Genomic DNA, 23,245 nt, shown 5'->3' with positions numbered 1-23,245 from the left:
TCCAGCGTTTCGGGAGTGAGGGGACCAGGGGCCAGGCGACCAGAGGTTCAGGCGACCAGAGGTTCAGGGGACCAGAGGTTCAGGGGACCAGAGGTGCAGCCGACCAGCGGTTCAGAGGTTCAGAGGCCAGCGGTGCGGGGCTGGGCGGGGATGCATCATCGGCGGGTCAGCGCCCGGTCCACCAGGACCCCCGCCGCCCCCACGTACCCCGCCGGGTCCATCAGCCCCGCCAGGTCGACACCCGCGAGCTCGGCCTCGTCGGACAGGACCGCGCCCAAGGTACGGCCCTCCTGCCGTGCCCGCCCGGCGGCAGCCGCGAGCAGCTCCTTGGCCCGCGCCCGCCCGAGTCGCCCCGCCAGCTCCACCGAGAGCCGCTCGGAGACGATCGCCCCGCCCGTGAGCGAGAGGTGGTCGCGCATCACGTCGGTCCTGACGACAAGGCCGCCGACGAGCTCGGCCGCGTCCCGCGCCGCCCCGCCGACCAGTCTCAACAGCTCCCGCAGCGTGGCCCATTCGGCGTGCCACGCCCCGGCGGGACGCTCGTCCTCCGCGGTCAGCGACCCGTACAGCGTCGCCGCGAGCCCGGGCGCCCGCCGGGCCGCCGCGGCGATCAGCGTGGCCCGCACCGGATTGGCCTTGTGCGGCATCGCGGAGGAACCCCCGCCCGTCCCCTCGGCCAGCTCACCGATCTCCGTACGGGACAGCGTCAGTACGTCCGCGGCGATCTTGCCGAGCGCCCCGGCCGTGAAAGCCGACGCGCCCGCCAGGTCCGCCATCGGCGTGCGCAGGACGTGCCACGGCAACTGCGGTTCGGCCAGACCGAGTTCACGCGCGTACGCGGACACGAGGGCCAGGGCGTCGCGCGAGCCGTACGCCTCGGACGCAGCCAACGTGCCTGCCGCACCGCCGAGTTGGACCGGCAGAGCCGCGCGTACGGCCCGCAGGCGGTCCCGTGCGTCGAGCGCCAGCGCCCGCCATCCGGCCGCCTTCAGCCCGAACGTGGTCGGCACGGCGTGCTGGGTGAGCGTACGGCCGGGCATCGCGGTGAGGCGGTGAGTGGCCGCCAGCCCCGCCAACTCCCGCTCCACGACCTCGAGTTCGACCAGTGTCGTGTCGAGCGTGCGCGCCGTCACCAGCATCAGCGCCGTGTCCAGCACGTCCTGGCTCGTCGCCCCCCGGTGCACGTAGGGCCCGTACTCCGCCGGCACCGCCGCCGTCAGATCGGCGACGAGCGGAATCACCGGGTTGCCCCCGGCGCGGGCCCGGCGTGCGAGATCGCGTACGTCGAAGGACGACGCCACCGCTCCGCGCGTCACGGCGGCGGCCGCCGCCTCGGGTGCGAGTCCGAGGGACGCCTGGGCCCGTGTCAGGCCCGCCGCCGCGTCCAACAGGGCCTGGAGGAAGGCCTCTTCGGAGGTGGTGCGCTCGGCGGGCGCGTCCTCGCTGCCGGGGTCGAACAGGGTCACGTGAACTCCAGGAAGACCGTCTCGCCCTCGCCCTGAAGGCGGATGTCGAAACGGTACGTTCCGTCCGGGTCCCGCCGCGCGATCAGCGTGTCGCGGCGCGCGGCCTCGAGGCGCGAGAGCAGCGGGTCGGCGCCGAGGGCCGCCTCGTCACCGGGCAGGTAGATCCGGGTGAAGAGATGGACGAGCAGGCCGCGCGCGAAGACGCACACGCTCAGGTGGGGCGCGTGGGACCCGCGCCCGCCGGGCCGCAGCGTGCGCGCGTACCAGTGCCCGTTGGCGTCGGTCTGGATGCGGCCCCAGCCGGTGAACTCCACCCCGTTGCGCCCGAGATGGCCGCCCGTCGCCGGGTCGCGCCGCATCGAGCCGTCGACCTTCGGGAGGTTCCCGTCGGGGTCGGGACCCCACAGCTCCACGAACGCGTCCGGCACCGGACGGCCCTCACCGTCGTACACGTATCCCTGCACGGTGACGGTGTCCGGGTGCCCGACGGGCGCGATGTCGCCGCCGCCGGGGAACGGGAGCGCGTACCCGTAGAACGGGCCGACGGTGTGGGACGGTGTGGGCAGGACGTGCGCCGCGTCGCTCGTGTCGATCTTCGTCATGGTGGGTGCTCAGCGCCCTTCTTCGAGCCAGGTGGCCCGCGGGCCGTCGAGGACGATGTCCCAGTGGTAGCCCATCGAGAACTCCGGCACGGACAGACCGTGGTCGTACGTCGCCACCAGCCGCTGTCGTGCCGCGTCGTCGGTGACGGACTGGATGATCGGGTCGTACGGGAACAGCGGATCGCTCGGGAAGTACATCTGCGTCACGAGCCGCTGGGTGAACGCCGTGCCGAACATCGAGAAGTGGATGTGGGCCGGACGCCACGCGTTGACGTGGTTGCGCCACGGATAGGGGCCCGGCTGGATGGTCGTGAAGTGGTAGCGGCCCTCGGTGTCGGTCAACGTCCGCCCCACACCGGTGAAGTGGGGGTCGAGCGGGGCGTCGTGCTGTTCGCGCTGATGGGCGTAGCGGCCCGCGGAGTTCGCCTGCCACACCTCGATGAGCTGGCCGCGCACCGGGCGCCCGTCGCGGTCGAGGAGCCGGCCCGAGACGGTGATCCGCTCGCCGATCGGCTCGCCGGTGTGCTGCCGCGTGAGGTCGTTGTCGATCTCCGTGATGTCGCGCTCGCCGAACGCGGGGGAGGCCAGCTCCACCAGCTCCGGGTCCTTGGAGACGTCGATGGTGACCGGAGGTTGCCGCGGGTGGCGAAGGAGGGAGGAGCGGTAGGGGGCGTAGTCGCGGCGCGGGTGGTGCTCGACGGGGCCGCCGTCGGCGACGCGCTTCTCGTACGCGGCGCGCTCGGCGGCCATTTCGGCGTCGATGTCGTGCTGGGTGAGAGTCATGCCGAAACCTCGCTTTCCTTGGCGTTCGAGGGAGCGGCGACGGCGCCGCCCTCCGGGATCCGCACCGTCGCCGCGGTCTTCGCCACGACGTCGTCCGCGCTGACGCCCGGCGCCAACTCGACCAGTTCCAGGCCCTGTTCGGTGACGTCGAGCACCGCGAGGTCGGTGATGATCCGGTCCACGCAACGCTTGCCGGTCAGCGGCAGCGTGCACTCCTCGACGAGCTTGGGCGAGCCGTCCTTCGCGGTGTGCGTCATGGTCACGAGCACGGTGCGGGCCCCGTGCACCAGGTCCATCGCCCCGCCGATCCCGGTGATCATCTTGCCGGGCACGGCCCAGTTCGCGAGGTCCCCGCGGGCGGAGACCTGCATGGCGCCGAGCACGGCGACGTCGATGTGGCCGCCGCGGATCATCCCGAAGGACAGTGCCGAGTCGAAGAAGGAGGCGCCGGGCAGGACCGTGACGGTCTCCTTGCCCGCATTGATGAGATCCGGGTCGACCGCGTCGTCGGCCGGGTAGGGGCCGGTCCCGAGGATGCCGTTCTCCGACTCCAGGACCACTTCCACGTCCCCGGGAAGGTAGTTGGGGATCAGCGTCGGCAGACCGATGCCGAGGTTCACGTACTGACCGTCGCGCAGCTCACGCGCGGCCCGCGCGGCCATCTGCTCTCGCGTCCACGCCATCAGGAACTCACCGTCCGCTTCTCTATCGCCTTGTCGGCGGCCTGCTCCGGGGTGAGCGCGACGATCCGCTGCACGAAGATCCCCGGCAGGTGCACCGCGTCCGGGTCGAGCTCGCCCGGCTCCACCAGCTCCTCCACCTCGGCGATCGTGACCCTTCCGGCCGTCGCGGCAAGGGGGTTGAAGTTCCGGGACGACTTGTTGAACACGAGGTTCCCGTGCCGGTCGCCCCTGGCGGCGCGCACGAGGGCGAAGTCGGTGCGGATGCCGCGCTCCAGGACGTACTCGGTGCCGTCGAACTCCCGGACCTCCTTGGGCGGCGAGGCGAGCGCCACGCCCCCGGAGCCGTCGTAGCGCCAGGGCAGTCCGCCGTCGGCGACCTGGGTGCCCACGCCCGCCGGGGTGTAGAAGGCGGGGATCCCGGCGCCGCCCGCGCGCAGCCGCTCGGCGAGGGTGCCCTGCGGGATCATCTCGACCTCGATCTCGCCGGCCAGGTACTGCCGGGCGAACTCCTTGTTCGCCCCGATGTACGAGCCGGTGACCCGGGCGATCCGGCCGGCGGCCAGCAGCACGGCGAGGCCCGACTCCATGGCGCCGCAGTTGTTGGAGACCACCGAAAGCCCCGTGGTGCCCTGCTCGTACAGCGCCCTGATCAGTACGTTCGGCACGCCGCTGAGTCCGAAGCCGCCGACCGCGAGGGACGCGCCGTCCCCGACGTCGGCGACGGCCTGCGCGGCGGTGGCGACCACCTTGTCCATGTGTGCGATCTCCGTGTCCGTCTCCGCGTCAAGGAATTACTCAGCGCACTGAGTATTTTTCGAGCGGGCCTCACGCTGCCATCGAGCCAGCTGGCCGTCAAGGGCCTAAGATCGCTCAGTACACCTACGTAAGGGGACGACAGCGATGGCTGCCGTGGAGCTGACCACCCATCCCGGGCACCTCGCCCGGCGCCTGCAGCAGGCCCACTACCTGCTGTGGAACACGATGGTCTCGGAGGAGATCACGTCACCCCAGTTCGCGGTCCTGAACGCGCTGGTCGCGGAGCCGGGCCTGGACCAGCGCACGGTCGGCGAGCGCGTCGGCCTCGACCGGTCCACGATCGCCGAGGTGATCAGCCGGCTCACCCGGCGCGACCTGATCGACAAGGTGCGCGATCCGGGCGACGGACGGCGCTGGCTGCTGCGGCTGACCGCCGAGGGGCTGCGCACGCACAAGAAGCTCACGGTGCGCACGGCCCGGATGAACCAGATCTTCCTGGCGCCGCTGAGCGCCGACGAGCAGACGGTGTTCTTCGACCTGATCCAGCGGGTCGCGGACGCGGCGGAACACCTGCGCAACCCATCGGAGCCGACCGCGGCCCCGCAGGCCTGACCCGGCGTCACTTCTTCGCGAACACCACCCACACCGGACCCGGCGCGCACGCCAACGGCCGCCCGTCCAGCGTGAGTTGCGTCCCTTCCTCGTCGCTCGCCCGCTCCCATCGCGCGTCGTACGCCCGTCCGTCCCGCAGCAGCACGGCCCGCCCCGAGCCGACCGTGCGCGACAGCGGCGAGGTGTTGCCGAGCTTGTCGTGGAAGCGGGACGCCTCGACGGTGACGTACTGCACGACGACCGTCGCCGCCGCGAGCCGCGCCCCGCCCGCCGTCAGAGCGGGACGGCCGTCCATGCTCACCTGCCAACGCCCCTTCCCTGCCGACCAGTTGAAGCCGAACCGTGCCGAGGGGAAGCGCACCGTCCGCGTCGTCCCGGGCTGGCCGCCCGGGGGTGTCCGTGCCGCGAACCGGAAGCCCGCCGCCGTCGCCGCGTTCGCCCCCGACGTCGTACGTCCCAACTTGCCCGGCCGCAGATAGAGGTTGTGCGGGGCGGGCTTCGTACCGCTGCGGAAGTACGCACCGGCCGCCGAACCGTCCGGCACGGCCCGCAGCGGTGCCGCGTCGATCAGCGCCTGCACCTTGCCCTGCGCCCCCGAGTACGCGAGCGTCGGCCGGTCGAACGCGCGCAGGAGCTGCAGATCCGTCTCCCGTGCGCTGCGCACCGGCCCCACGACGTCCGGCAGGCGCGACCCGAACACGGCCATCAGCCGGCTCAGACCGCCCTCGACCTGCTCCGCGTAGACCAGGTCGGCCTCCTCGATGCCGGTCTGCGGCCGTGCGGCGCCCACGTTGTCGATCTTCACCGCCAGCAGTGCCGCGCCGCGCGCGGAGGGCGACGCGGAGCCCTGCCCGTCGGGCGGCACTCCGGTGCACCCGGCCAGGGCCACGCCGAGCGCACCGGTGACAAAGGCCCGTCTGCCCATCGCATTGGTGTCCACGGACCTTCCCTACCCGCCGCGGGCTCACCCCAAGTCGAGCGCGTTGGGCAGGCCGAGCCGGTAGCGGGTGCGGTCGTGCCGCTTGAGCAGTTCGAGGGCGGGCTCGCGGTGCAGGGAGGCCACCGTGCAGCGGGCCGCGGTCGAACCCGCCCGGTCCAGCAGGGCGTTGACCGCGAGCCGCGCCGACGCGTTCGCGCCCTCCATCGTCGCGAGGTCGATGGGGACCGCGACGTAGTCGCCCGCGAGGTAGAGGTTCGGGATCGCCGTCCTCGCCGACGGGCGGTGGTGCAGCGTGCCCACCGGGTGGATCAGGAGCTGGTCCTCGTTGGTCGGGTTCGGGGTGCCGATGCCGTCGACGCCCGGGTCGAGGAACCACGCGTGCAGCGTGCTGTCGCGCAGCACCGTCTTCCCGGTGTCGTTCAGCGCGGCCTTCAGCTGCGCCCACACCTCCTTCGCGACCTCCTCGCGCGTGCACTGCTTGGCCGTCTTCCCGTACAGGATCCCGGGCTTGTCCCACTCCGAGATGTCCACGGACAGGCAGTCGACGGCGACCCCGTCGCCGTAGTCGGCGGGGAAGTCCCGGTCGGGCCAGTGCGCGGCCTGCGCGATCGCGGTCAACGACCAAGGGGAGTCAATGCAGTTGAGGTGCCCGTCGAGGATGTCGGGTCGCTCGGTCAGGTAGAACTGGATGCCCGTCATCCAGTCCGTGTCCAGCAGGTCGCACGCCGCCAACTGCGGGTCCGCCGCCTTGAGTTCGGCGCCCCAGGTGCCGCGCGCGTGCTCCACCGGCATGGCCTGCACATAGTGATCGGCGACCACGTCACGGCGTACGCCGTCGGGATCCTCGATCACGGCCTTGGCGATCCGCCCACCGCCGTACGCCAGTTCGCGCACGGTCCAGCCGATGCGGAACTCCACGCCGAGCGAGCGCAGATGCGTCTCCCACGGGTCGATCCACGCCTCGTTCGTGGGCCGGTCCAGGATGCGGTCGAGGGGGCCGTCGGCGCCGCGGCCCAGCGCGTTGAACGCGAACGCCTCGAGCAGCGTCGCCACCGTCCGCGTACTGGCCTCCTCGGCCTTCGTCGCCACGATGTTGCGGGTGACGCCGACGGCGAGGATGCGCTGGTAGTCGTTCGACATCTGCCCGGCCCGCGTGAAGTCCCACCACGGGGTGGACTCCCACTGCCGGTCGCGGCGTTCGTCGCAGCTGGTCAGGAAGACGAGGATGCGGTTCACGAAGTACGCGGTCTCGTGCAGCGGCAGGTTCGCGACCGTCTCCATCACCGCGGTCAGCGCGCGCCGGATGTCGTCCAGGGTCAGATCCGCCGGCTTGTGCCCCGGCCACGGCAGCGGCAGGCGGATGTCCTCCCGGCCCGAGCGCGCGAACATCATCTCGGGCGGGGCCACGAGGTTGTCCCAGACCCCGTTCGGATTCCCGGGGAAGGGGATGCGGCGCATCGTGTCCGGGAGGTTGTGATAGATCCCCGGGATGAACCGGAAGCCGTGCTCGCCCGGCAGCGGCCTGCGGTTGCCCTTCGCGCTGTCCGGTACGTCCATGCTGCGCGCCTTGCCGCCGAGCGCCCGGCGCTCGTACACGGTGACGGCGAAGCCGCGCTCCGCCAGCTCGTGCGCCGCGGTCAGCCCCGCGACACCGCCGCCGAGCACCGCGACCGCCCGGCCCGGCTCCTGAGCGGCCGCCGCCTGCGGCGCCCCGGCGATCGCGAGGCCGGCCGCGGCCGCCCCCGTCCCCGCCATGAACCCGCGCCGCGTCGTCCCAGCCATACGTCCCCCTGCGCACCTGAGGGGCTTACCGGCGGTAAGCCCGATGGACGCGGGAGCATAGGGGCGTCACCCGGGACTCGGAAGACCCACGCGTCCCTCATGGCCGAAACCCGGTCAGGGGCGGTCCGGTGGACCATCGGTGCGACACCGGCGCGGCATCAGCGCAGTACGTCCGCCAGGTCGAAGCGCATCGACTCCTCCAGCTGCGCGTACGTACAGCTGTCGGGCGTGCGGTCCGGGCGCCAGCGGCGGAAGCGGGCCGTGTGCCGAAAACGTGCCCCGTTCGCCCCTCTCTCCCCTCTCGCCCCTCTCTCCATGTGCTCGTACGCCACCTCCGCCACGAGCTCGGGTCGCAGCGCCACCCACGACAGGTCCTTCTTGCCGGTCCAGCGGCTGGTCGCGCCCGGCATCCGCTTCGCGGCGTGCGCCGCCTCGTCCGTCCACGCCGCCCAGGGGTGACCCTCGCCGTCCGAGGGGTCCTCCATGCGCAGCGGCTCCAGCTCGGCGATCAGTTCCGTGCGGCGCTTCATCGTGAACGCGGCGCAGACCCCGACGTGCTGCAGCGCGCCCGCGTCGTCGTACAGGCCGAGCAACAGCGAGCCGACGACCGGGCCGCTCTTGTGGAAGCGGTACCCGGCGACCACGCAGTCCGCCGTCCGCTCGTGCTTGATCTTGAACATCAGGCGCTCGTCCTGCCGGTACCGCAGATCGAGCGGCTTGGCCACGACGCCGTCCAGGCCCGCGCCCTCGAACTGCTCGAACCAGCGCCCGGCCAGCTCGGCATCGGTCGTCGCGGGCGCCACGTGCACCGGCGCCGACGCGTCCGCGAGCGCCTCCTCCAGGCGCCGCCTGCGCTCGGTCAACGGGGCGTCGACCAGGGACTCGTCGCCCAGGGCCAGCACGTCGAAGGCCACGAACGAGGCAGGCGTGCGCTCGGCGAGGGTGTTCACGCGGGAGGCGGCCGGATGGATCCGCTCGGTCAGCGCGTCGAAGTCGAGCCGCCCGTCCCGCGCGATCACGATCTCCCCGTCAAGCACGCAGCGCTCCGGAAGCCGCTCGGCGAGCGCCGCCACCAGCTCGGGAAAGTACCTGGTCAGCGACTTGGTCGTGCGGCTGCCGAGCTCGATCTCGGCCCCGTCGCGGAACACGATCGCCCGGAACCCGTCCCACTTGGCCTCGTAGTGCATCCCCGCGGGGATGCTGGCGGCGGACTTGGCGAGCATCGGGCGGACCGGCGGCATCACGGGAAGATCCATGCGTCGATTCTGTCGCTCATGCCCGGTTGTCGCCCGGTATGCGGGGTACGTCCCGTCGGCCTAGCGTGGGCCCATGGGCAGCAAGGGCGCGGCAGTGGAGCTGGAAGCGGGCGGACGGACGGTACGGCTGTCCAGCCCCGACAAGCTGTTCTTCCCCGACGGCGGTGCGTCGGGCTATACGAAGCTGGACCTCGCCCAGTACTTCCTCGCGGTCGGCGACGGCATCCTGCGGGCGCTGCGCGACCGGCCCACCACCCTGGAGCGCTACCCCGACGGCGTGACCGGCGAGTCCTTCTACCAGAAGCGGGCCCCCAAGAACCTGCCCGACTGGATCCCCACCGCCACCATCGCCTTCCCCTCGGGCCGCACCGCCGACGAGATGTGCCCCACCGAGGTCGCCGCCGTCATCTGGGCCGCCCAGTACGGCACCCTCACCTTCCATCCCTGGCCGGTGCGGTCCGCCGACCCCGACCGGCCCGACGAACTGCGCATCGACCTCGACCCGCAGCCCGGCACCGACTATGCCGACGCGGTGCACGCCGCCCGCGAACTGCGGTTCGTGCTCCACGACTTCGGCGGACTGCGCGGCTGGCCCAAGACGTCCGGCGGCCGCGGTCTGCACGTCTTCGTACCCATCGAACCGCGCTGGACCTTCGTCGAAGTGCGCCGTGCCGCCATCGCCTGCGGCCGCGAACTGGAGCGCAGGATGCCGCAGTTCGTCACCACCGCCTGGTGGAAGGAGGAACGCGGCGAGCGCATCTTCGTCGACTACAACCAGACGGCCCGCGACCGCACCATCGCCTCCGCCTACTCGGTCCGCGCCCGCCCGCACGCCCCCGTCTCCGCCCCGCTCACCTGGGACGAGCTCGGCGACGCGCTGCCCCGGGACTTCGACATCGTCACCATGCCCAGGCGCTACGCCCGACTCGGCGACGTGCACGCCGACATGGACCAGGAGCGGCACTCCCTGCAGGCGCTGCTCGAACTCGCCGACCAGGACGAGAAGGACCGCGGCCTTGGCGACCTGCCGTACCCGCCCGAGTACCCGAAGATGCCGGGCGAGCCCAAGCGCGTACAGCCGAGCCGGGCCAGACACGAGGACTGACCCGGCCGCCGCCGTGGTGCGTACCTAGTCCGTGAACGCGGTCAGGATGCCGCCCAAGGACTCGAAGCCCGTGACGCTCGGGCCCCAGGCCTTGCCGTCCCACCACTTGTGCCACAGCGCCGAGTCCGTGCCCCGCACGAACACGTCGAGCCGGTTCGGTTCCCAGGACACCGCGGTCGGCGAGCCCGTGCAGATGCCGCCGAGCCGCTCCCAGTCCTTGACGCCCGGGCCCCACGCCTTGCCGTCCCACCACTTGTGGAAGAGCGCCGAGTCCGTGCCGACCACGAAGAGATCGAGGCGGTCTGCACCCCACGAAACCGCCACCGGAGTCCGCTCACAGATACCACCGAGCGATTCCCAGCCCTTGAGGCTCGGGCCCCACGCATTCCCGTCCCACCACTTGTGGTACAAGGCGGAATCGGTACCGATCACGAATACGTCGAGCCTGTTCTGCCCCCAGGAAACCGCGACGGGTTCGCTCATGCAGATTCCGCCGAGCGATTCCCAGCCCTGGACACTCGGGCCCCACGCCTTTCCGTCCCACCACTTGTGGTAGAGCGCCGAATCGGTCCCGATCACAAAGAGATCGAGTCGATTCGCGCCCCACGAGACGGCCTTCGGTTTGGTCATGCAGATGCCGCCGAGGGATTCCCACCCCTTGACGCTCGGGCCCCAGGACTTTCCGTCCCACCACTTGTGCCACGTCGCCGAGTCCGTCCCCGTGACGAACAGGTCGAGCCGCTCGGGACCCCAGGACACGGCCTCGGGCGGGCTGGTGCAGATGCCGCCGAGCGACTCCCAGTCCTTGACCCCGGGACCCCAGGAGTTCCCGTCCCACCACTTGTGCCACAGCGCCGAGTCGGTGCCGACGACGAACGCGTCGAGCCGGTCGTGCGCCCAGGCGAGCGCGGTCGGCGGACTGGTGCAGATGCCGCCGAGCGACTCCCAGTTCTGCACGCTCGGACCCCAGGTCTTGCCGTCCCACCACTTGTGGAACATGGCCGAGTCCGTGCCGATCCCGAACACGTCGAGCCGCTCCGACTCCCACGAGACCACCGGCCCCGACTGCGGCGACGGACCGTACAGCGCGTGCACGGCGGCGATGTCGTCCGTGCTCAGGCCCGTGCGCTGCCCGATGCTGACGCCCTGCACCGTCGGCACGATGGTGTCCTGGCCGTTCTTGGAGAAGGCGTCCCTCGGGTAGTGCATGATCGAGCCGTAGTCGTACGCCCCGATGTCGTCGCCGTCGCTGATGTGCTGGTCGAAGTTGTGCTCGAAGCCGGCCGTGATGTTGGCCCAGACGATCGTGACGAAGTGGTCCCGGTCCTCCCGGCTCTGCTCGTGCCACAGGCCGACCGAGTGCCCGATCTCATGGATGCAGTTGCCCGTCGTGCAGCCGCTGCCGAGCGTGATGTTCTGCGCGCCGCCCTGCCGCCCCACGAACGACGAACAGCCGCCGCCCGACACGAACCGCACGAAGTCGGGGAACTGGGCGGAGTTGGCCGACGTGCGCTGCACGAAGCGCATCCGTGTGCGGGACTGCCAGTGCGCGATCGCGTCGGTCACCCGCTGCTGGTTCGGCAGCGCCGAGTCGATCTCGAACGGCACCAGCGCGCCCGGCCATCGGAACTGCTGCCCGGTGACCGCGACCGCCGTCATCGTGGGCGGCTTTCCCTCCGACTCGGCCTGGAATTCCGCGGTGCGCCGCTCCACCTCGGCGACCGTGCCGAGCACGATGTCGCCCTCGAACATCGCGAGACCGTCGATGTCGACGTACTGAACCGGTTTGATCTCGAACGTTGCGCCGTGGATCAGGCCGGTTTTCACCTCACGCGCGGACCGGAATTCCCCGTGTCCCCCGTGCCCCTCACCATGAACGCGTGACTCGGAAGCAGGCATGATTCGTTTCCCCCTGGCCTTGGACTTCCCGCCCTCCCATGAAGGGCGCTATTTTGCGAAAGTGCTGCGGAAAGTACTGGGGAAAGTACTGGGGGCACATGCCGACAACAAGGGGCTGGGCAGGCGTATGAGAAACGTAGAAATCGCTGTCCGTCTCGCGCCGGGAACCGAGCCGCCGAAGGGCCCGGTGACCCTGCGCGTCCAGGTCGAGGAGATCACCGCGGCCGACGCGCCCGCCCGGATCGTCGCGCGCACCGCCGCCACGGACGTCGACCTCGCGGCCGCGCCGCACCTCACGCTCGCGGTGCCGCCGCCGGACCCGCGGGCCCGCTACACGGTCCGGGTCCACGCCGACGTGGACGGCTCGGGCGTCGTCGCACCCGAGGACTTCGTGTCCGTACAAAGCAACTCCGTGCTCACGCAGGGGAGTTCGGGCACGATCCAGGTGGAAGTGAGACCGGCAGGGTGAAGCCCGCCCGCTGAACCCGGGGGTCCGGCGGGCGGGCGGCCTTCACCACTGCCCTGCTACGGCAGCTCCTTGACGCGGACGTCGCGGTACGAGACGACGTCCGTCGTGCTGTGCACCTGGAGCCCGATGTAGCCGGAGGAGTAGCGCCGGCCGTCCGTGCCCGGGTCGTCGCCCCGCGGAGGCTCGAAGACCTGGCCGCCGGTGTTGTCGAACTCGTTGATCAGCACACCGTTGCGGTAGATCGAGAAGTGCTGGTCCACCGCCTTGATCTCGTAGTCGTTCCACGTGCCCTTCTGGGTGACGCCCGCGCCCGCGAGGCCGACCCGGTCGAAGCCGTAGATCGAACCGGTCTTGTACATGTCGCCGTCGGGACGGTCGAGCACCTGCACCTCGTGCCCGTACTTGATGGCGACCCACTCCGGACGCGACTCCTCGGGGTTGTCGTGCACCCACGGGAACCGCACGAACACACCGCCGTTGGCGTTGCCCGTGCCCGGCGCGTCGTCACGCCACTGCAGCTTCAGCGAGTAGTTGGCGTACTTGCGCTGCGGGAACCACAGCATCCCCATGCCCTGCACGTCGGTGCGGCTGGTGATCGAGCCGTCGGCGTTCAGCGTGAACTTCCCGCCGCCGACCTGCTCCCACTTGTCGAACTGCGCCTGCGTGCCGTCCAGGATCTTGGTGTAGCCGTCGGTCTGGCCCGGCTTGCCGATCGGGGACTGCCGCGCCGCCGTGTTGATCCTGTTGTACTCGCGCTGGTCGACGACACCTTCCTTGAGGAGCTTGTCGGTGACCGTCTTCACGTGCTTGACGAACAGCGCGTGCGACGTCCACTCCTTCTCGTCCTCGATCAACTCGCCGATCCTGCACCGGTTGTTGGTGACCCGGTTCGGGACGCCCGTGTCCGTCGTGCCCACGAACACCGTCGAACGCTCGTCCAGCTCCGGGCAGTTGGGCGCCGGGACGCCGCCGCCCGAGGCGACCGCGAACACGAACGTCTGCGCCGTGGCGGCATTGCCCGCCTTGTCGCTCGCCCGGTACGCCACCGAGTGCGCGCCCACGCGGTCCACCACCACAGGGGCGGTGTAGGCGAGGTACGGGCCTCCGTCCAGCGAGTACTCGACCTTGTCCACGCCCGACTCGTCGTCGGTCGCGGTCACGGTGAGCTTCGCGTTGTTGATGTACGCGCCGTCGGAGTTCTTGTCCCCGGCGACGGAGAGGGACACCGAGGGCGGCGTCGTGTCCTTGACCGGCGGCGCCACCACCGAGAAGTCGACGGACTTCTCCGCGGCCTGGTTGCCCGCCTTGTCCGCGGCCCGGTAGCGCACCTTGTAGGCGCCCGGGTCGTGGAACATCACCGGTGCGGTGTACGGCTGCCAGGCGCCGTCCGAACCGACTGCGTATTCAAGGGAGTTGACGCCCGAGCCGGTGTCGGACGCGGAGACCGTCACGGTCGCCATGCCGACGTACGCGCCGGCGTCGTCCTTGTCGCCGGTCACCGTCGCCGAGGTCTCCGGCGGCGTCGTGTCGTCGGTCGGCGGCGCGACCACCGTGAAGTCGAGCGACTTCTCGGCGGCGGCGTTGCCCGCCTTGTCGGTCGCCTTGTACTTCAGGGTGTGCGCCCCGACCCGGTCGACGACCACCGGCGCGGTGTACGGCGTGTACGCGCCGCCGTCCAGGGCGTACTCGATCCGGTCGACGCCCGAACCGTCGTCGGTCGCGGTGACCGAGACGGACGCGGAGCCGATGAACGCGCCGTCCGCGTTGGTCTGCCCCTCGGCCTTCGCCGAGGTCGCCGGCGCGGTCGTGTCGTCACCGCCGCCACCGTCCGTCACCACCAGGATCCCCTGCATGCTGGTGTGGCCGGGGATCGTGCAGTGGTAGCGGTAGCGCCCGGGGGAGAGGGTGACCTCGGCGGTGTGCTTGCCGCCCTGGTCGTCGTTGGGGTTGGCCATGATGTTCAGCGGCACGTCGTTGTTGTACTCGGGATCCGACACGTCGAACGTCAACGTGTGCGGCATCCCCGTGGTGTTGCCCGTCGCGGCGCTGTTCTCGAAGACGATCGTGGCCTGCCCCGCGACCGCCGTGGTCGGCGCGGAGCCGTACTTGGTGATGTCGTCGCCCGCCGTCCAGGTCAGCACCTGCGCGGCCGCGGCGGGCTCCGTCTGGCTGTACGCCGTCGTGGTGCCGCCGAGCCCGAGGCACAGCAGCAGCGCGGCGAGCAGCGCCGTCAGCACTCTCTGTCCACGCAGGGGTCTACGCATGGTTCTCCGCATGGGTCAGCCCTTCCTGGCCAGCTGATCGGCCGCCGGCGTCGCCTCGCCGCCGGTGTAAGTGACCTTCCACAGCGCCGACTTGGCGTCGGAGGTGAAGAAGCCTCGCCCGTAGTCGAGGACGTACAGGGCACCGTCGGGACCGAACTTCCAGTCCATGAGGTTCTTGATGCCGTCGTTGCCGATCGGGATGATCTTCTTCAGCGACTCCGAGTGGACCGGGATCGACCCGTCACCGTGCGTCTTCGGGTCGGTGAGAACGGCGTTGCGCGGCTGGGTGGAGTCGTAGAAGTCCCCGACGAACCACTTGCCGTCCCAGTAGCTCGGCCACTTGTCGGCGTTCGGGATCGACGCGTCGTAGCGGTACACGGGGCCGTCCATCGCCGCTTGGCCGCCGCCCTTGAGCCACGGCAGCAGGTACGTGGCCTCCTCCTTCTTGTACGAGGGGATGCCGTTCGCGTCCCGCGGGTAGTCCGGGGCGCCGCCCTGCGGCGAGTACCAGATGTTGTTCGCGGTCATCGGCGGCAGATTGACGAGGCCGTCGTTGTTCGGCGACTCGTTCTTGAGGTGGTCGCAGTCGTACCAGCCGAGCGGCTTCGTCGGGTCCGGCAGATTGCGGTCGCGGTAGGGCTGCTTGTTGCCCATGCAGTACGGCCAACCGCGGTTGCTCGCCTTGGTGATGACGGCGAACTGGTCGTACTTGGCCGGACCCCACGTCGTCGACGGCTCGCCGGCGTCCGGGCCGACCCATCCCGCGTACAGGGTGTCGGTCTTCTTGTCGATGGAGATGCGTGCAGGGTTCCTGACGCCCATCACATAGATCTCGCCGCGCGTCTTGCCGCCGCCCTCGGCCGTCTCCTTGCCGGTGAAGAGGTTCCCCTCCGGCAGGGTGTACGTGCCGTCGGCCTCCGGGTGGATGCGCAGGATCTTGCCGTTGAGGTTGTTCGTGTTGCCCGCGGTGCGGCGCGCGTCCGCGAACGAGACGCCCTTGTAGTTCGGCTGCGGGTTGTTGCCCGAGTACCCGTCGCTGAACTGCGAGGAGTTGTTGTCACCCGTCGCGATGTACAGGTTGTTCTTGGAGTCCCAGGCCATGCCGCCGCCCGCGTGGCAGCAACTGTGCACCTGTACCGGCCACTTGAGCAGCACCTTCTCGCTGCTGAGGTCCAGCTTGTTCGTGTTGAGGTCGAGGGTGAACCGGGAGACCTGGCGCTGCGCGATCTGCTTGTCGCGGTCGAGTCCGGAGTGCGGCGTGTAGTGCAGGTACACCCACCCGTTCTGCTCGAAGGCCGGGTCGAGCGCGATCCCGAGCAGCCCTTCCTCGACCTTGATCAGCTCGTCGCCGCCGCCCTTGTTGCCGAAGATGCTCAGCTCGCCGGCGAGGGTGACCTTCTTGGTCTTCGGGTCGTAGACGTGGATCTGGCCCTTGCCCTTGCCGACGTCGGGGTTGTTCCAGTCGGTGATCACCGGCTGGGACGAGTCCGCGCCGCCGCGCCCGATGTACAGCACGCGGCCGTCGGGAGCCGTGACGAGCCCGTGCGGCTCGCCGATCTGGTCGTTCTGCCCGGCCTGGTTGGGCTGGGTCAGCCGCTCGGCCTTGTAGTTGGCGTTGATCGCCGCCTTGCAGTCGGCGCGCACGAGCCGCGTTGTCCACAGCAGCGCCCCGCGCAGGTGGTCGCGGAAGTCCACTTCGTCGTACGAGGAGACCGTGCCGCCCATGCCGGTGTAGAAGGAGCGCCCGCCGTCGTAGTCGCGGCACCACGACACCGGGTGGTCGGCGCCGTTCGCGCCCGCGCCCGGCTTGTACGTCGTCTCGTTGACCCGCGCGACCGTGTGCACGTCGCCCGACGGGTTCTTCACCCAGTTCAGCCACTGGTCCGGCCGCTTCCACTGCACCGGCAGGTCCTTCGTCGCCGGGTGCTGCCGGTCGCCGACCTCAACGGTCGCGCGCTGGGCGGTGGTGGGCGACGACGCGGCGGGCCTGGCGCCGATCAGGCCGGTGAACCAGTCCGAGTACGGTTCGGCGCGGGCCGCGTCGTGGATGCCGACGAAACCGCCGCCCGCCTCCATGTACGCCTCGAGCCCCGCCTCCTGATCGGCGTCGAGGACGTCGCCCCCGCCGGTCAGGAACACCACGGAGTTGAACCGGCCCATCTTGGTGCCGTTCGTGAACACGGAGGCGTCGTCCGTCGCCGTGATCGTGAACCGCTGCCCGGCCGGTCCCGACTGGCCGATCTTCTCGATGGCCTCGATGCCCGCGTTCACGGTGGGCGACTCGTCGCCGGCGGCCGCGGACCCGTAGTACACCAGGACCCGTACGTTGTCGCCGCCCGGCGGCGACTTCACGGACATCGTTGTCACGCGCGGACCCGGATCCGGATAGGCGCTGGCGGCGGGCCCGCTCAGCAGCCCGGCGGCCACCGCACCCGCGGCGACCCCGACGGCCCAGACGCGCCTGCGCCTGCCGGATCTGCTCCTGCTCGCTCTGAACTCTCGTACGGGCAACGGCTTTTGATGCGGTTCGCGCCGCATGTGTTCACCCACCCCTCATCGGACACAGCAACAGCGCCGAGAAAGCTAGACCTCTTTTCATGGCTCGCCAATAGGTATGACCGTGATGGCACAAACTTTGTCCTGAGTGTGGATAAACGAAGATCACGTGGCTACGGTGCTCAGCGCGACGTGAAAGCCCGTACGAGGGTGGGGAGTTGGCTGTGACGGAACACGAGACGAGTGCGCGGGACGGCGGGGCGCTGAGCCGGCGGATGCTGATCGGCGGTGCCGTGGCCGCGACGGCGGGGGTGACGTCGTTGTCGGTCGGCGCGCTCGCCTCACCGGCCGCAGGGGCCGACACGCCACCGCGCACCGCGCCCGCCGGAGGCGAGGTCAAACGCATCAAGCTGTACGCGGAGAAGCTCGCGGACGGGCAGCTCGGCTACGGCTTCGAGAAGGGCAAGGCGTCGATCCCGGGCCCGCTGATCGAGCTCAACGAGGGCGACACGCTGCACATCGAGTTCCAGAACCTCACGGACGTCGACGCGAGCCTGCACGTCCACGGCATGGACTACGAGATCACCAGCGACGGCACGCGGATGAACCGCAGCCACGTCGAGCCCGGCGGCACCCGCACGTACACCTGGCGCACCCATGCGCCGGGCCGCCGGGCGGACGGCACGTGGCGTCCCGGCACGGCGGGCTACTGGCACTACCACGACCACGTCGTCGGCACGGACCACGGAACGGGCGGCATCAAGAAGGGCCTCTACGGCCCGGTGATCGTGCGCCGCAAGGGCGACGTCCTGCCCGACCCGGGCAAGACGTTCACCATCGTCTTCAACGACATGACGATCAACAACAAGGGGATGCACGAGGCCCCGACGTTCGAGGCGACGGTCGGCGACCGCGTCGAGATCGTGATGATCACGCACGGCGAGTACTACCACACGTTCCACATGCACGGTCATCGCTGGGCGGACAACCGCACCGGCATGCTCACGGGCCCCGACGACCCGTCCCAGGTCCTCGACAACAAGATCTGCGGCCCGGCGGACTCGTTCGGGTTCCAGATCATCGCGGGGGAGGGCGTGGGAGCGGGCGCCTGGATGTACCACTGCCACGTCCAGAGCCACTCGGACATGGGGATGGCGGGCTTGTTCCTGGTGAAGAAGCCGGACGGCACGATCCCGCCGTATGACGACCCGCATCACTGAGTGCGGGGGTCCTGCGTGGCTGCGTCTGCCGGGTCGCGTCGGAATCGGTGGAGGCAGCGGCGAAGCCGCGCCTCCAGGGGCGCGGGGAACTGCGCGATCAGCCGCGATGGCGCGGCACTGGCGAGCGTGCCGCAACCGGCAACGGCGGGTGGGCAGTTCGGGGGCGCGGGGAACTGCGCATCCCTCGGCCCCTACCCCGTCGCGCGCTACACCTCGGCCGAGCGGAACGTGACCCGCCCCCCGACGGCAGTCAACCGCACTGGCACGTCCGGGAGTTCGACCGCCGGTGTGCCGACCGGGTCCGCCGCGAACACCGACAGATCGCCCCGGAACCCGACGGCCAGCGCCCCTGATTCCCGCTCCTCGCCGGAGGCGTACGCCGGGTTGAGCGTCATGGCCCGCAACGCCTCGAGCCCCGTCAGCGCCTGCTCCGGCCCGTGCGGCGGCAGCGAGAGATCACGGCTGGGGCGGCGGTACCTGGCGCCGGCCAGCACGCCGAGCGGCGGGTACGCGGCGATGGGCCAGTCCGAGCCGAGCACCACGCGCGCCCCCGCGTCCCACAGGTCACGGCACCGCCACGCCCGCCCGGCCCGCTGTCCGCGACGACGAATCCGCCGTCGGGCAGCGTGTCGATCTTCGCGAATCGGGCGCGCACGCCGGTGAGTTGCATCTCGTACGAGGATGCGTCCGTCCCGACCGTGACGACCAGGGCGTCGTAGGGGCGCGGCAGCCGGCCCGGGGTGCGGTCCCGCAGCAGCCAGTGGGCGCGGCCGAACGCGTCGACGGCCGAGGCCGTGACGTGGCGGTCGTGGTGGCGGCGGGGCAGTCGGGCGTACGGGTGCAGCGGCACATCGGTCACCCCGAGATGATCCGGTCCGCCCCGACCTCGTACAACCGGTTTTGCCGGGCCCGGCGCGGGTGTAGACATCGGTGACAGCTGTATGCGCCAACAAGCCTCCAGGGGAGCCGAGTTGAGCAAGGACCGTACGTACGACTACGTCATCGTCGGGGCCGGGTCCGCCGGGTGCGTGCTCGCCGGGCGGCTGAGCGAGGACCCGTCGGTGCGGGTCGCCCTCGTCGAGTCCGGGCCGCGCGACCGCAAGCCGGAGATCCGGATACCGGCCGCGTTCCCGAAACTGTTCAGGACGCCGTACGACTGGGACTACGCCACGACCAAGCAAGGCGCCCTGGAGGACAGGGAGTTGTACTGGCCGCGCGGTCACATGCTCGGCGGCTCGTCGTCGATGAACGCCATGATGTGGGTGCGCGGGCACCGCGACGACTACGACGCCTGGGGCGAGGCCGCCGGGCCCGAGTGGGCGTACGACCGGTTCGAGCGCTACTTCCGGCGTGCCGAGCGGTGGGAAGGGCCCCGGCGGGAGAAGTCGGTGTACGGCACGCTCGGCCCGCTGCACATCTCGCCGCTGCGCGCCCCGAACACCACCACGGCAGCGTTCCTCGACGCCTGCCGGGCCCAAGGGCTGCGCGAGCTCGAGGAGTTGAACCAGGCAGACCACGAGGGCTTCGCGCCCACCCCGGTCAACCAGTACCGCGGCCGCCGCTGGAGCGCCGCCGACGGCTATCTCAAACCGGCCGCCCGCCGGCCCAACCTCGACGTCCACACCGGCGCCCGCGTCCGCCGCATCGACTTCGACGGGATCCGCGCGGCCGGAGTCGTCGCCGACGGCGTGTCCGTCGGGACGTTGCGCGCCACCCGCGAGGTGATCCTCGCCGCGGGCGCCATCGGCTCGCCGCACCTGCTGCACCAGGCCGGGATCGGCGACCCGGCCGCGCTCGCCGGCGCCGGCACCGACACCCGCGTCGCCTCGCCCGACGTGGGCCGCCACCTCCAGGACCACCTGTCCTACGCCGTCACCGTCCGCTGCCCGCGCCCGCTCTCCCTGACCGGCGCCGACACCCCGGCGAACATCGCCCGCTTCCTGCTCGGCGGACGCGGGCCCCTCACTTCGAACATCGGCGAGGCCGTCGCCTTCATCAAGACGCGGCCCGAACTCACCGCCCCCGACATCGAGTTGCTCTGGGCGCCCGTGCCGTTCGTCGACCACGGCCTGGTGCCGCCGACCGAGCACGGCCTCACCGTCGGCGTGGTCCTGCTGCAGCCGCGCAGCGCCGGGCGGATCACCCCGACGGGGACCGGCGCCGCCGGACGGCCGCGCATCGACCCCGGCTACCTGGCCGACGAGGAGGACCTGCGCACCCTCGTCGCGGGCGTGCGCCGGGCCGAGGAACTGCTCGCCGACCCGGCGCTGCGGCCCCTGCACTCGGAGCCCATGGCCGGATACCCGGGCGTCGTCGACGACGAGACGCTCACCCGCGCGATCCGTGCGGGCGCCGAGACGCTGTACCACCCCGTCGGCACCTGCCGGATGGGCACCGACGCGGGCTCGGTCACCGATCCGCGCCTACGAGTGCGCGGCACCGAGGCGCTGCGCGTCGTCGACGCCTCCGTCATGCCGCACATCACGCGCGGCCACACGCACGCGCCGACGGTCGCCCTCGCGGAGAAGGCCGTCGAGCTGATCCGCGAGGACGCCGACAAGTGACCCGTAGGCAGGGGGAGTTGGCTAGGAACCGACGCTCACCGTGAAGCGGCGCGGGTTGCCGTCGTTGGCGGCGCCCGACACGTCGGCCTGGCCGTCGGGGCGTACGTCGTCGTACGGGAAGGCGTACCCGATCGGCGAGTTGGCGTGCACGATCCGCGACCAGTGGTTCGTCGTGGCGCCCTGGTAGTAGTCGGCGCTCGTCGCACCGTTCGGCTGCTCGGGGTGCGTGAGCATGATGCTGCGGTTGAATCCGGCGGCGAGCCTGGCCAGCAGGCCCTTCTTGTCGTCGGAGTCACCCGGATTGTTCGCGAACGGCCCGTAGTTGCAGGTGAAGACGTCCTTCGCGGTCGGCTTGGCGAAGGTGTGGCCGCCGTTGAAGGTGAGGGTGTCGCCGCTGACCCGGCCGGTGAACACCCCGCGCCCGCCCTGCAGGTCGATCTTCAGGTCGGCCGAGCGGTACGTGTCCCAGACCTGGTCGGCGTACGCGTTGAAGTAGTCGCGGAACGGCATCTGGTCGGGCTGCCCGAAGTACGGCGCCATGAGGTTCTGCGGCGAGATGACGCGCAGCACCTTGCCGTCGCCGCCCTTGATGACGAGCTTGTCCCAGGGCTGCCCGTCCCTGGCCGCCTGCGCCGTGAGGTCCGCGGCGATCCGGTCGACGGCGCCGTCCGGCAGCGGGGCCACCGTGTGGGTCGCGTCGCCCTCCAGGGTCAGCCCGATCGGCAGCGCCGTCACCAGGTCGACATAGCTGATGTTGGCGTACAACTGGTCGGTGTTGAAGGTGAATTCGCAGAACGACCAGGTCTTGCCGTAGTTCGCGTCGGCGGGCGTCGCGAAGGCCGGCTCGACGAGCGCGGGGCCCGGGTTGAGGAAGAAGTCGAGGGTGTCGTCCCGGACGAAGTAGACGCGGGCGCCGTACATCTGAGGAAGCGTCAGCACCTTGGGTGCAGAGCCCGCGGCGCCCAGCGGGATCGCGCAGTCCACCGGGAGCGGCGTCTGCGGGGCGCTGGGGGACGCGGGCCGGTAGACGCTGCCGTCGGCGCGCAGCAGCAGCCAGTTGCCGGTGGACTGGTCGTGCCCGGTCACGTACGCGCGCACGGTACCGGGCAACGACTTGTTGGACAGGGCCAGTTCACAGGTGGCGGGCGCGGCGCCCGCGGTCCGGGCGGGGACGGCCAGGGATGCGGCGGCAGTGGCGACGGTCGCTCCGGTACCGGCGAGGAACATCCTGCGCGATATCACGATCGACACTCCTGAAGTGTGGGGGTGTGTGGGGAGCCCCACTGTGGCGAGAGGGGCCAGGAGCGTCAAGACTTATGACGGGGAGCGCTCCCACGATTTGTTTCCCTTCAATAGTTGAAGACGTTCTGTGAATGGCTATTGGTCCGTACCTTTCCTGGTCAGCGCGGTGCGACGGCGATTGTCAGTGGGCGGTGCAAGACTCGGCAGTCCGGAAGAGAAACCCTCGACGAGGAGGGCAGGACCATGATCACCACGGACTTCGTGAACGGCGCACCGATCTGGATGGACCTCGGTACCCCGGACCTGGACGGCGCGATCGCCTTCTACGGAGGCGTCTTCGGCTGGCAGTTCCAGCCGGGCGGCCCCGAGACCGGTGGGTACGGGATGTTCCAGATCGACGGGAAGAGCGTCGGGGGCGGCATGACCGTCACTCCCGACCAGGGCGGCCCGGCCTGGACCGTGTACTTCCAGAGCGGGGACGCCGACGCCACGGCCAAGGCCGTCGAGCAGGCCGGTGGCACCGCGCTCCTCCAGCCGATGGACGTGCTCGACCAGGGCCGGATGGCGATCTTCGCCGACCCGGGAGGTGCCGCCTTCGGCATCTGGCAGCCGCGGCAGCACAAGGGCTTCGGATACGTGACGGAGGACGGCGGGCTGAACTGGGTGGAGCTGTACGCGCCCGATGTCGCCGCCGCGAAGGAGTTCTACGGATCGGTCCTCGGCTGGGGCGCCTTCGACGTGGAGTTCGACGGCGGCACGTACACGAGCGTGAACCCGGCGGGCACGGACGAGAACGGGATGTTCGGCGGCCTCGTCCCGCTCGACCTCGACCCGGTCGAGGCGAGCGCGGGCCCGCACTGGGTTCCGTACATCCACGTCGCGGACGTGGACGCCGTCGCCGGCAAGGTCCAGGAGCTGGGCGGGACGGTGCGCTCGGGGCCGATCAGCCTGCCCGGTGTGGGCCGGATCGCCAAGTTCGCGGATCCGTACGGCGCGGGCTTCGCGGTGATCAAGGGCGATCCGAACCAGCAGTAGACGGGACTGTCAGAGGCATGACTGTCAGAGACACGACTGTCAGGGGCGCGGCCGTCACAGGCGCGGCCTGA

At 70.8% G+C, this 23,245-nt stretch carries 19 protein-coding genes; 6 read left to right on the top strand and 13 right to left on the bottom strand.

Annotated features, from left to right (window positions below):
• Nucleotides 1-155: 155 nt before the first annotated feature.
• From pcaB to ACIBUY_RS01325, 5 genes are read right to left on the bottom strand one after another with little or no spacing between them, the layout of a single operon-like run.
• Nucleotides 156-1,466, bottom strand: a complete 1,311-nt coding sequence (gene pcaB / locus ACIBUY_RS01345) for a 3-carboxy-cis,cis-muconate cycloisomerase (protein ID WP_399151348.1) — start codon at nucleotides 1,464-1,466, stop codon at nucleotides 156-158.
• A complete protein-coding gene (gene pcaG / locus ACIBUY_RS01340; protein WP_399151347.1) occupies nucleotides 1,463-2,068 on the bottom strand; it encodes a protocatechuate 3,4-dioxygenase subunit alpha in 606 nt (201 codons plus the stop codon). The genes pcaB and pcaG overlap by 4 nt, the downstream gene beginning before the upstream one ends.
• A gap of 9 nt (nucleotides 2,069-2,077) precedes the next feature.
• A complete protein-coding gene (gene pcaH / locus ACIBUY_RS01335; protein ID WP_365574854.1) occupies nucleotides 2,078-2,851 on the bottom strand; it encodes a protocatechuate 3,4-dioxygenase subunit beta in 774 nt (257 codons plus the stop codon).
• Complete coding sequence (locus ACIBUY_RS01330) at nucleotides 2,848-3,534, bottom strand: CoA transferase subunit B (protein WP_399151346.1); 687 nt, start codon at nucleotides 3,532-3,534, stop codon at nucleotides 2,848-2,850. Before ACIBUY_RS01330 ends, pcaH begins: the two co-directional genes overlap by 4 nt.
• Nucleotides 3,534-4,289 (bottom strand): CoA transferase subunit A, encoded by a 756-nt coding sequence (locus ACIBUY_RS01325; RefSeq protein WP_399151345.1) that lies wholly within the window; start codon nucleotides 4,287-4,289, stop codon nucleotides 3,534-3,536. The genes ACIBUY_RS01330 and ACIBUY_RS01325 overlap by 1 nt, the downstream gene beginning before the upstream one ends.
• A 145-nt stretch (nucleotides 4,290-4,434) precedes the next feature.
• Between ACIBUY_RS01325 and ACIBUY_RS01320 the strand changes: the two genes are divergently transcribed.
• A complete protein-coding gene (locus ACIBUY_RS01320) occupies nucleotides 4,435-4,902 on the top strand; it encodes a MarR family transcriptional regulator (RefSeq protein ID WP_365574863.1) in 468 nt (155 codons plus the stop codon).
• 7 nt (nucleotides 4,903-4,909) lie between these two features.
• On the opposite strand, the gene ACIBUY_RS01315 is transcribed toward ACIBUY_RS01320, so the two are convergent.
• The 3 genes from ACIBUY_RS01315 to ACIBUY_RS01305 form a co-directional block, all read right to left on the bottom strand.
• Nucleotides 4,910-5,827, bottom strand: coding sequence for a DUF3048 domain-containing protein (locus ACIBUY_RS01315; RefSeq protein ID WP_399152142.1), 918 nt, complete (start codon nucleotides 5,825-5,827; stop codon nucleotides 4,910-4,912).
• Nucleotides 5,828-5,866: 39 nt separating this feature from the next.
• Nucleotides 5,867-7,624 (bottom strand): FAD-dependent oxidoreductase, encoded by a 1,758-nt coding sequence (locus ACIBUY_RS01310; RefSeq protein WP_399151344.1) that lies wholly within the window; start codon nucleotides 7,622-7,624, stop codon nucleotides 5,867-5,869.
• Between the two features lie 158 nt (nucleotides 7,625-7,782).
• A complete protein-coding gene (locus ACIBUY_RS01305) occupies nucleotides 7,783-8,880 on the bottom strand; it encodes an ATP-dependent DNA ligase (RefSeq protein WP_399151343.1) in 1,098 nt (365 codons plus the stop codon).
• 73 nt (nucleotides 8,881-8,953) lie between these two features.
• Between ACIBUY_RS01305 and ligD the strand changes: the two genes are divergently transcribed.
• Complete coding sequence (ligD, locus tag ACIBUY_RS01300; protein ID WP_399151342.1) at nucleotides 8,954-9,985, top strand: non-homologous end-joining DNA ligase; 1,032 nt, start codon at nucleotides 8,954-8,956, stop codon at nucleotides 9,983-9,985.
• Between the two features lie 24 nt (nucleotides 9,986-10,009).
• Here ligD and legP read toward each other — a convergent pair whose 3' ends face one another.
• Entirely contained in the window at nucleotides 10,010-11,812 is a 1,803-nt protein-coding gene (legP, locus tag ACIBUY_RS01295; protein WP_399151341.1) for a Dot/Icm T4SS effector Zinc-dependent metalloprotease LegP, read from the bottom strand.
• Between the two features lie 199 nt (nucleotides 11,813-12,011).
• Between legP and ACIBUY_RS01290 the strand changes: the two genes are divergently transcribed.
• Nucleotides 12,012-12,353 carry a hypothetical protein gene (locus ACIBUY_RS01290; protein WP_399151340.1) on the top strand — a complete coding sequence of 114 codons (342 nt, stop codon included), beginning with the start codon at nucleotides 12,012-12,014 and terminating at the stop codon, nucleotides 12,351-12,353.
• 56 nt (nucleotides 12,354-12,409) lie between these two features.
• On the opposite strand, the gene ACIBUY_RS01285 is transcribed toward ACIBUY_RS01290, so the two are convergent.
• Together ACIBUY_RS01285 and ACIBUY_RS01280 are read right to left on the bottom strand one after the other, a co-directional pair.
• On the bottom strand, nucleotides 12,410-14,617 hold the full coding sequence (locus ACIBUY_RS01285; RefSeq protein WP_399151339.1) for an OmpL47-type beta-barrel domain-containing protein: 2,208 nt from the start codon (nucleotides 14,615-14,617) through the stop codon (nucleotides 12,410-12,412).
• A 15-nt stretch (nucleotides 14,618-14,632) separates the two neighbouring features.
• Nucleotides 14,633-17,155, bottom strand: coding sequence for a ThuA domain-containing protein (locus ACIBUY_RS01280; RefSeq protein WP_365574887.1), 2,523 nt, complete (start codon nucleotides 17,153-17,155; stop codon nucleotides 14,633-14,635).
• Between the two features lie 233 nt (nucleotides 17,156-17,388).
• On the opposite strand from ACIBUY_RS01280, the gene ACIBUY_RS01275 reads away from it, so the two are divergent.
• Entirely contained in the window at nucleotides 17,389-18,333 is a 945-nt protein-coding gene (locus ACIBUY_RS01275; RefSeq protein ID WP_365574929.1) for a multicopper oxidase domain-containing protein, read from the top strand.
• A gap of 206 nt (nucleotides 18,334-18,539) precedes the next feature.
• Here the strand turns inward: ACIBUY_RS01275 and ACIBUY_RS01270 are convergent, their stop codons facing one another.
• Nucleotides 18,540-19,283, bottom strand: coding sequence for an amidohydrolase family protein (locus ACIBUY_RS01270; RefSeq protein ID WP_399151338.1), 744 nt, complete (start codon nucleotides 19,281-19,283; stop codon nucleotides 18,540-18,542).
• A gap of 21 nt (nucleotides 19,284-19,304) precedes the next feature.
• Here ACIBUY_RS01270 and ACIBUY_RS01265 point away from each other — a divergent pair, with 21 nt between their 5' ends.
• On the top strand, nucleotides 19,305-20,897 hold the full coding sequence (locus ACIBUY_RS01265) for a GMC family oxidoreductase (RefSeq protein WP_399151337.1): 1,593 nt from the start codon (nucleotides 19,305-19,307) through the stop codon (nucleotides 20,895-20,897).
• A gap of 21 nt (nucleotides 20,898-20,918) precedes the next feature.
• Here the strand turns inward: ACIBUY_RS01265 and ACIBUY_RS01260 are convergent, their stop codons facing one another.
• Nucleotides 20,919-22,139, bottom strand: coding sequence for a glycoside hydrolase family 64 protein (locus tag ACIBUY_RS01260; protein WP_399152141.1), 1,221 nt, complete (start codon nucleotides 22,137-22,139; stop codon nucleotides 20,919-20,921).
• A gap of 243 nt (nucleotides 22,140-22,382) precedes the next feature.
• On the opposite strand from ACIBUY_RS01260, the gene ACIBUY_RS01255 reads away from it, so the two are divergent.
• A complete protein-coding gene (locus ACIBUY_RS01255) occupies nucleotides 22,383-23,174 on the top strand; it encodes a VOC family protein (RefSeq protein WP_399151336.1) in 792 nt (263 codons plus the stop codon).
• Nucleotides 23,175-23,245: the final 71 nt, after the last annotated feature.

It is taken from the genome of Streptomyces sp. NPDC050085, assembly GCF_044460595.1.
In the GTDB taxonomy this organism is placed as follows: Bacteria; Actinomycetota; Actinomycetes; order Streptomycetales; family Streptomycetaceae; genus Streptomyces.
Note: the sequence above shows the minus strand (reverse complement) of the source record. Positions and strands in the feature narration are given on the sequence as shown.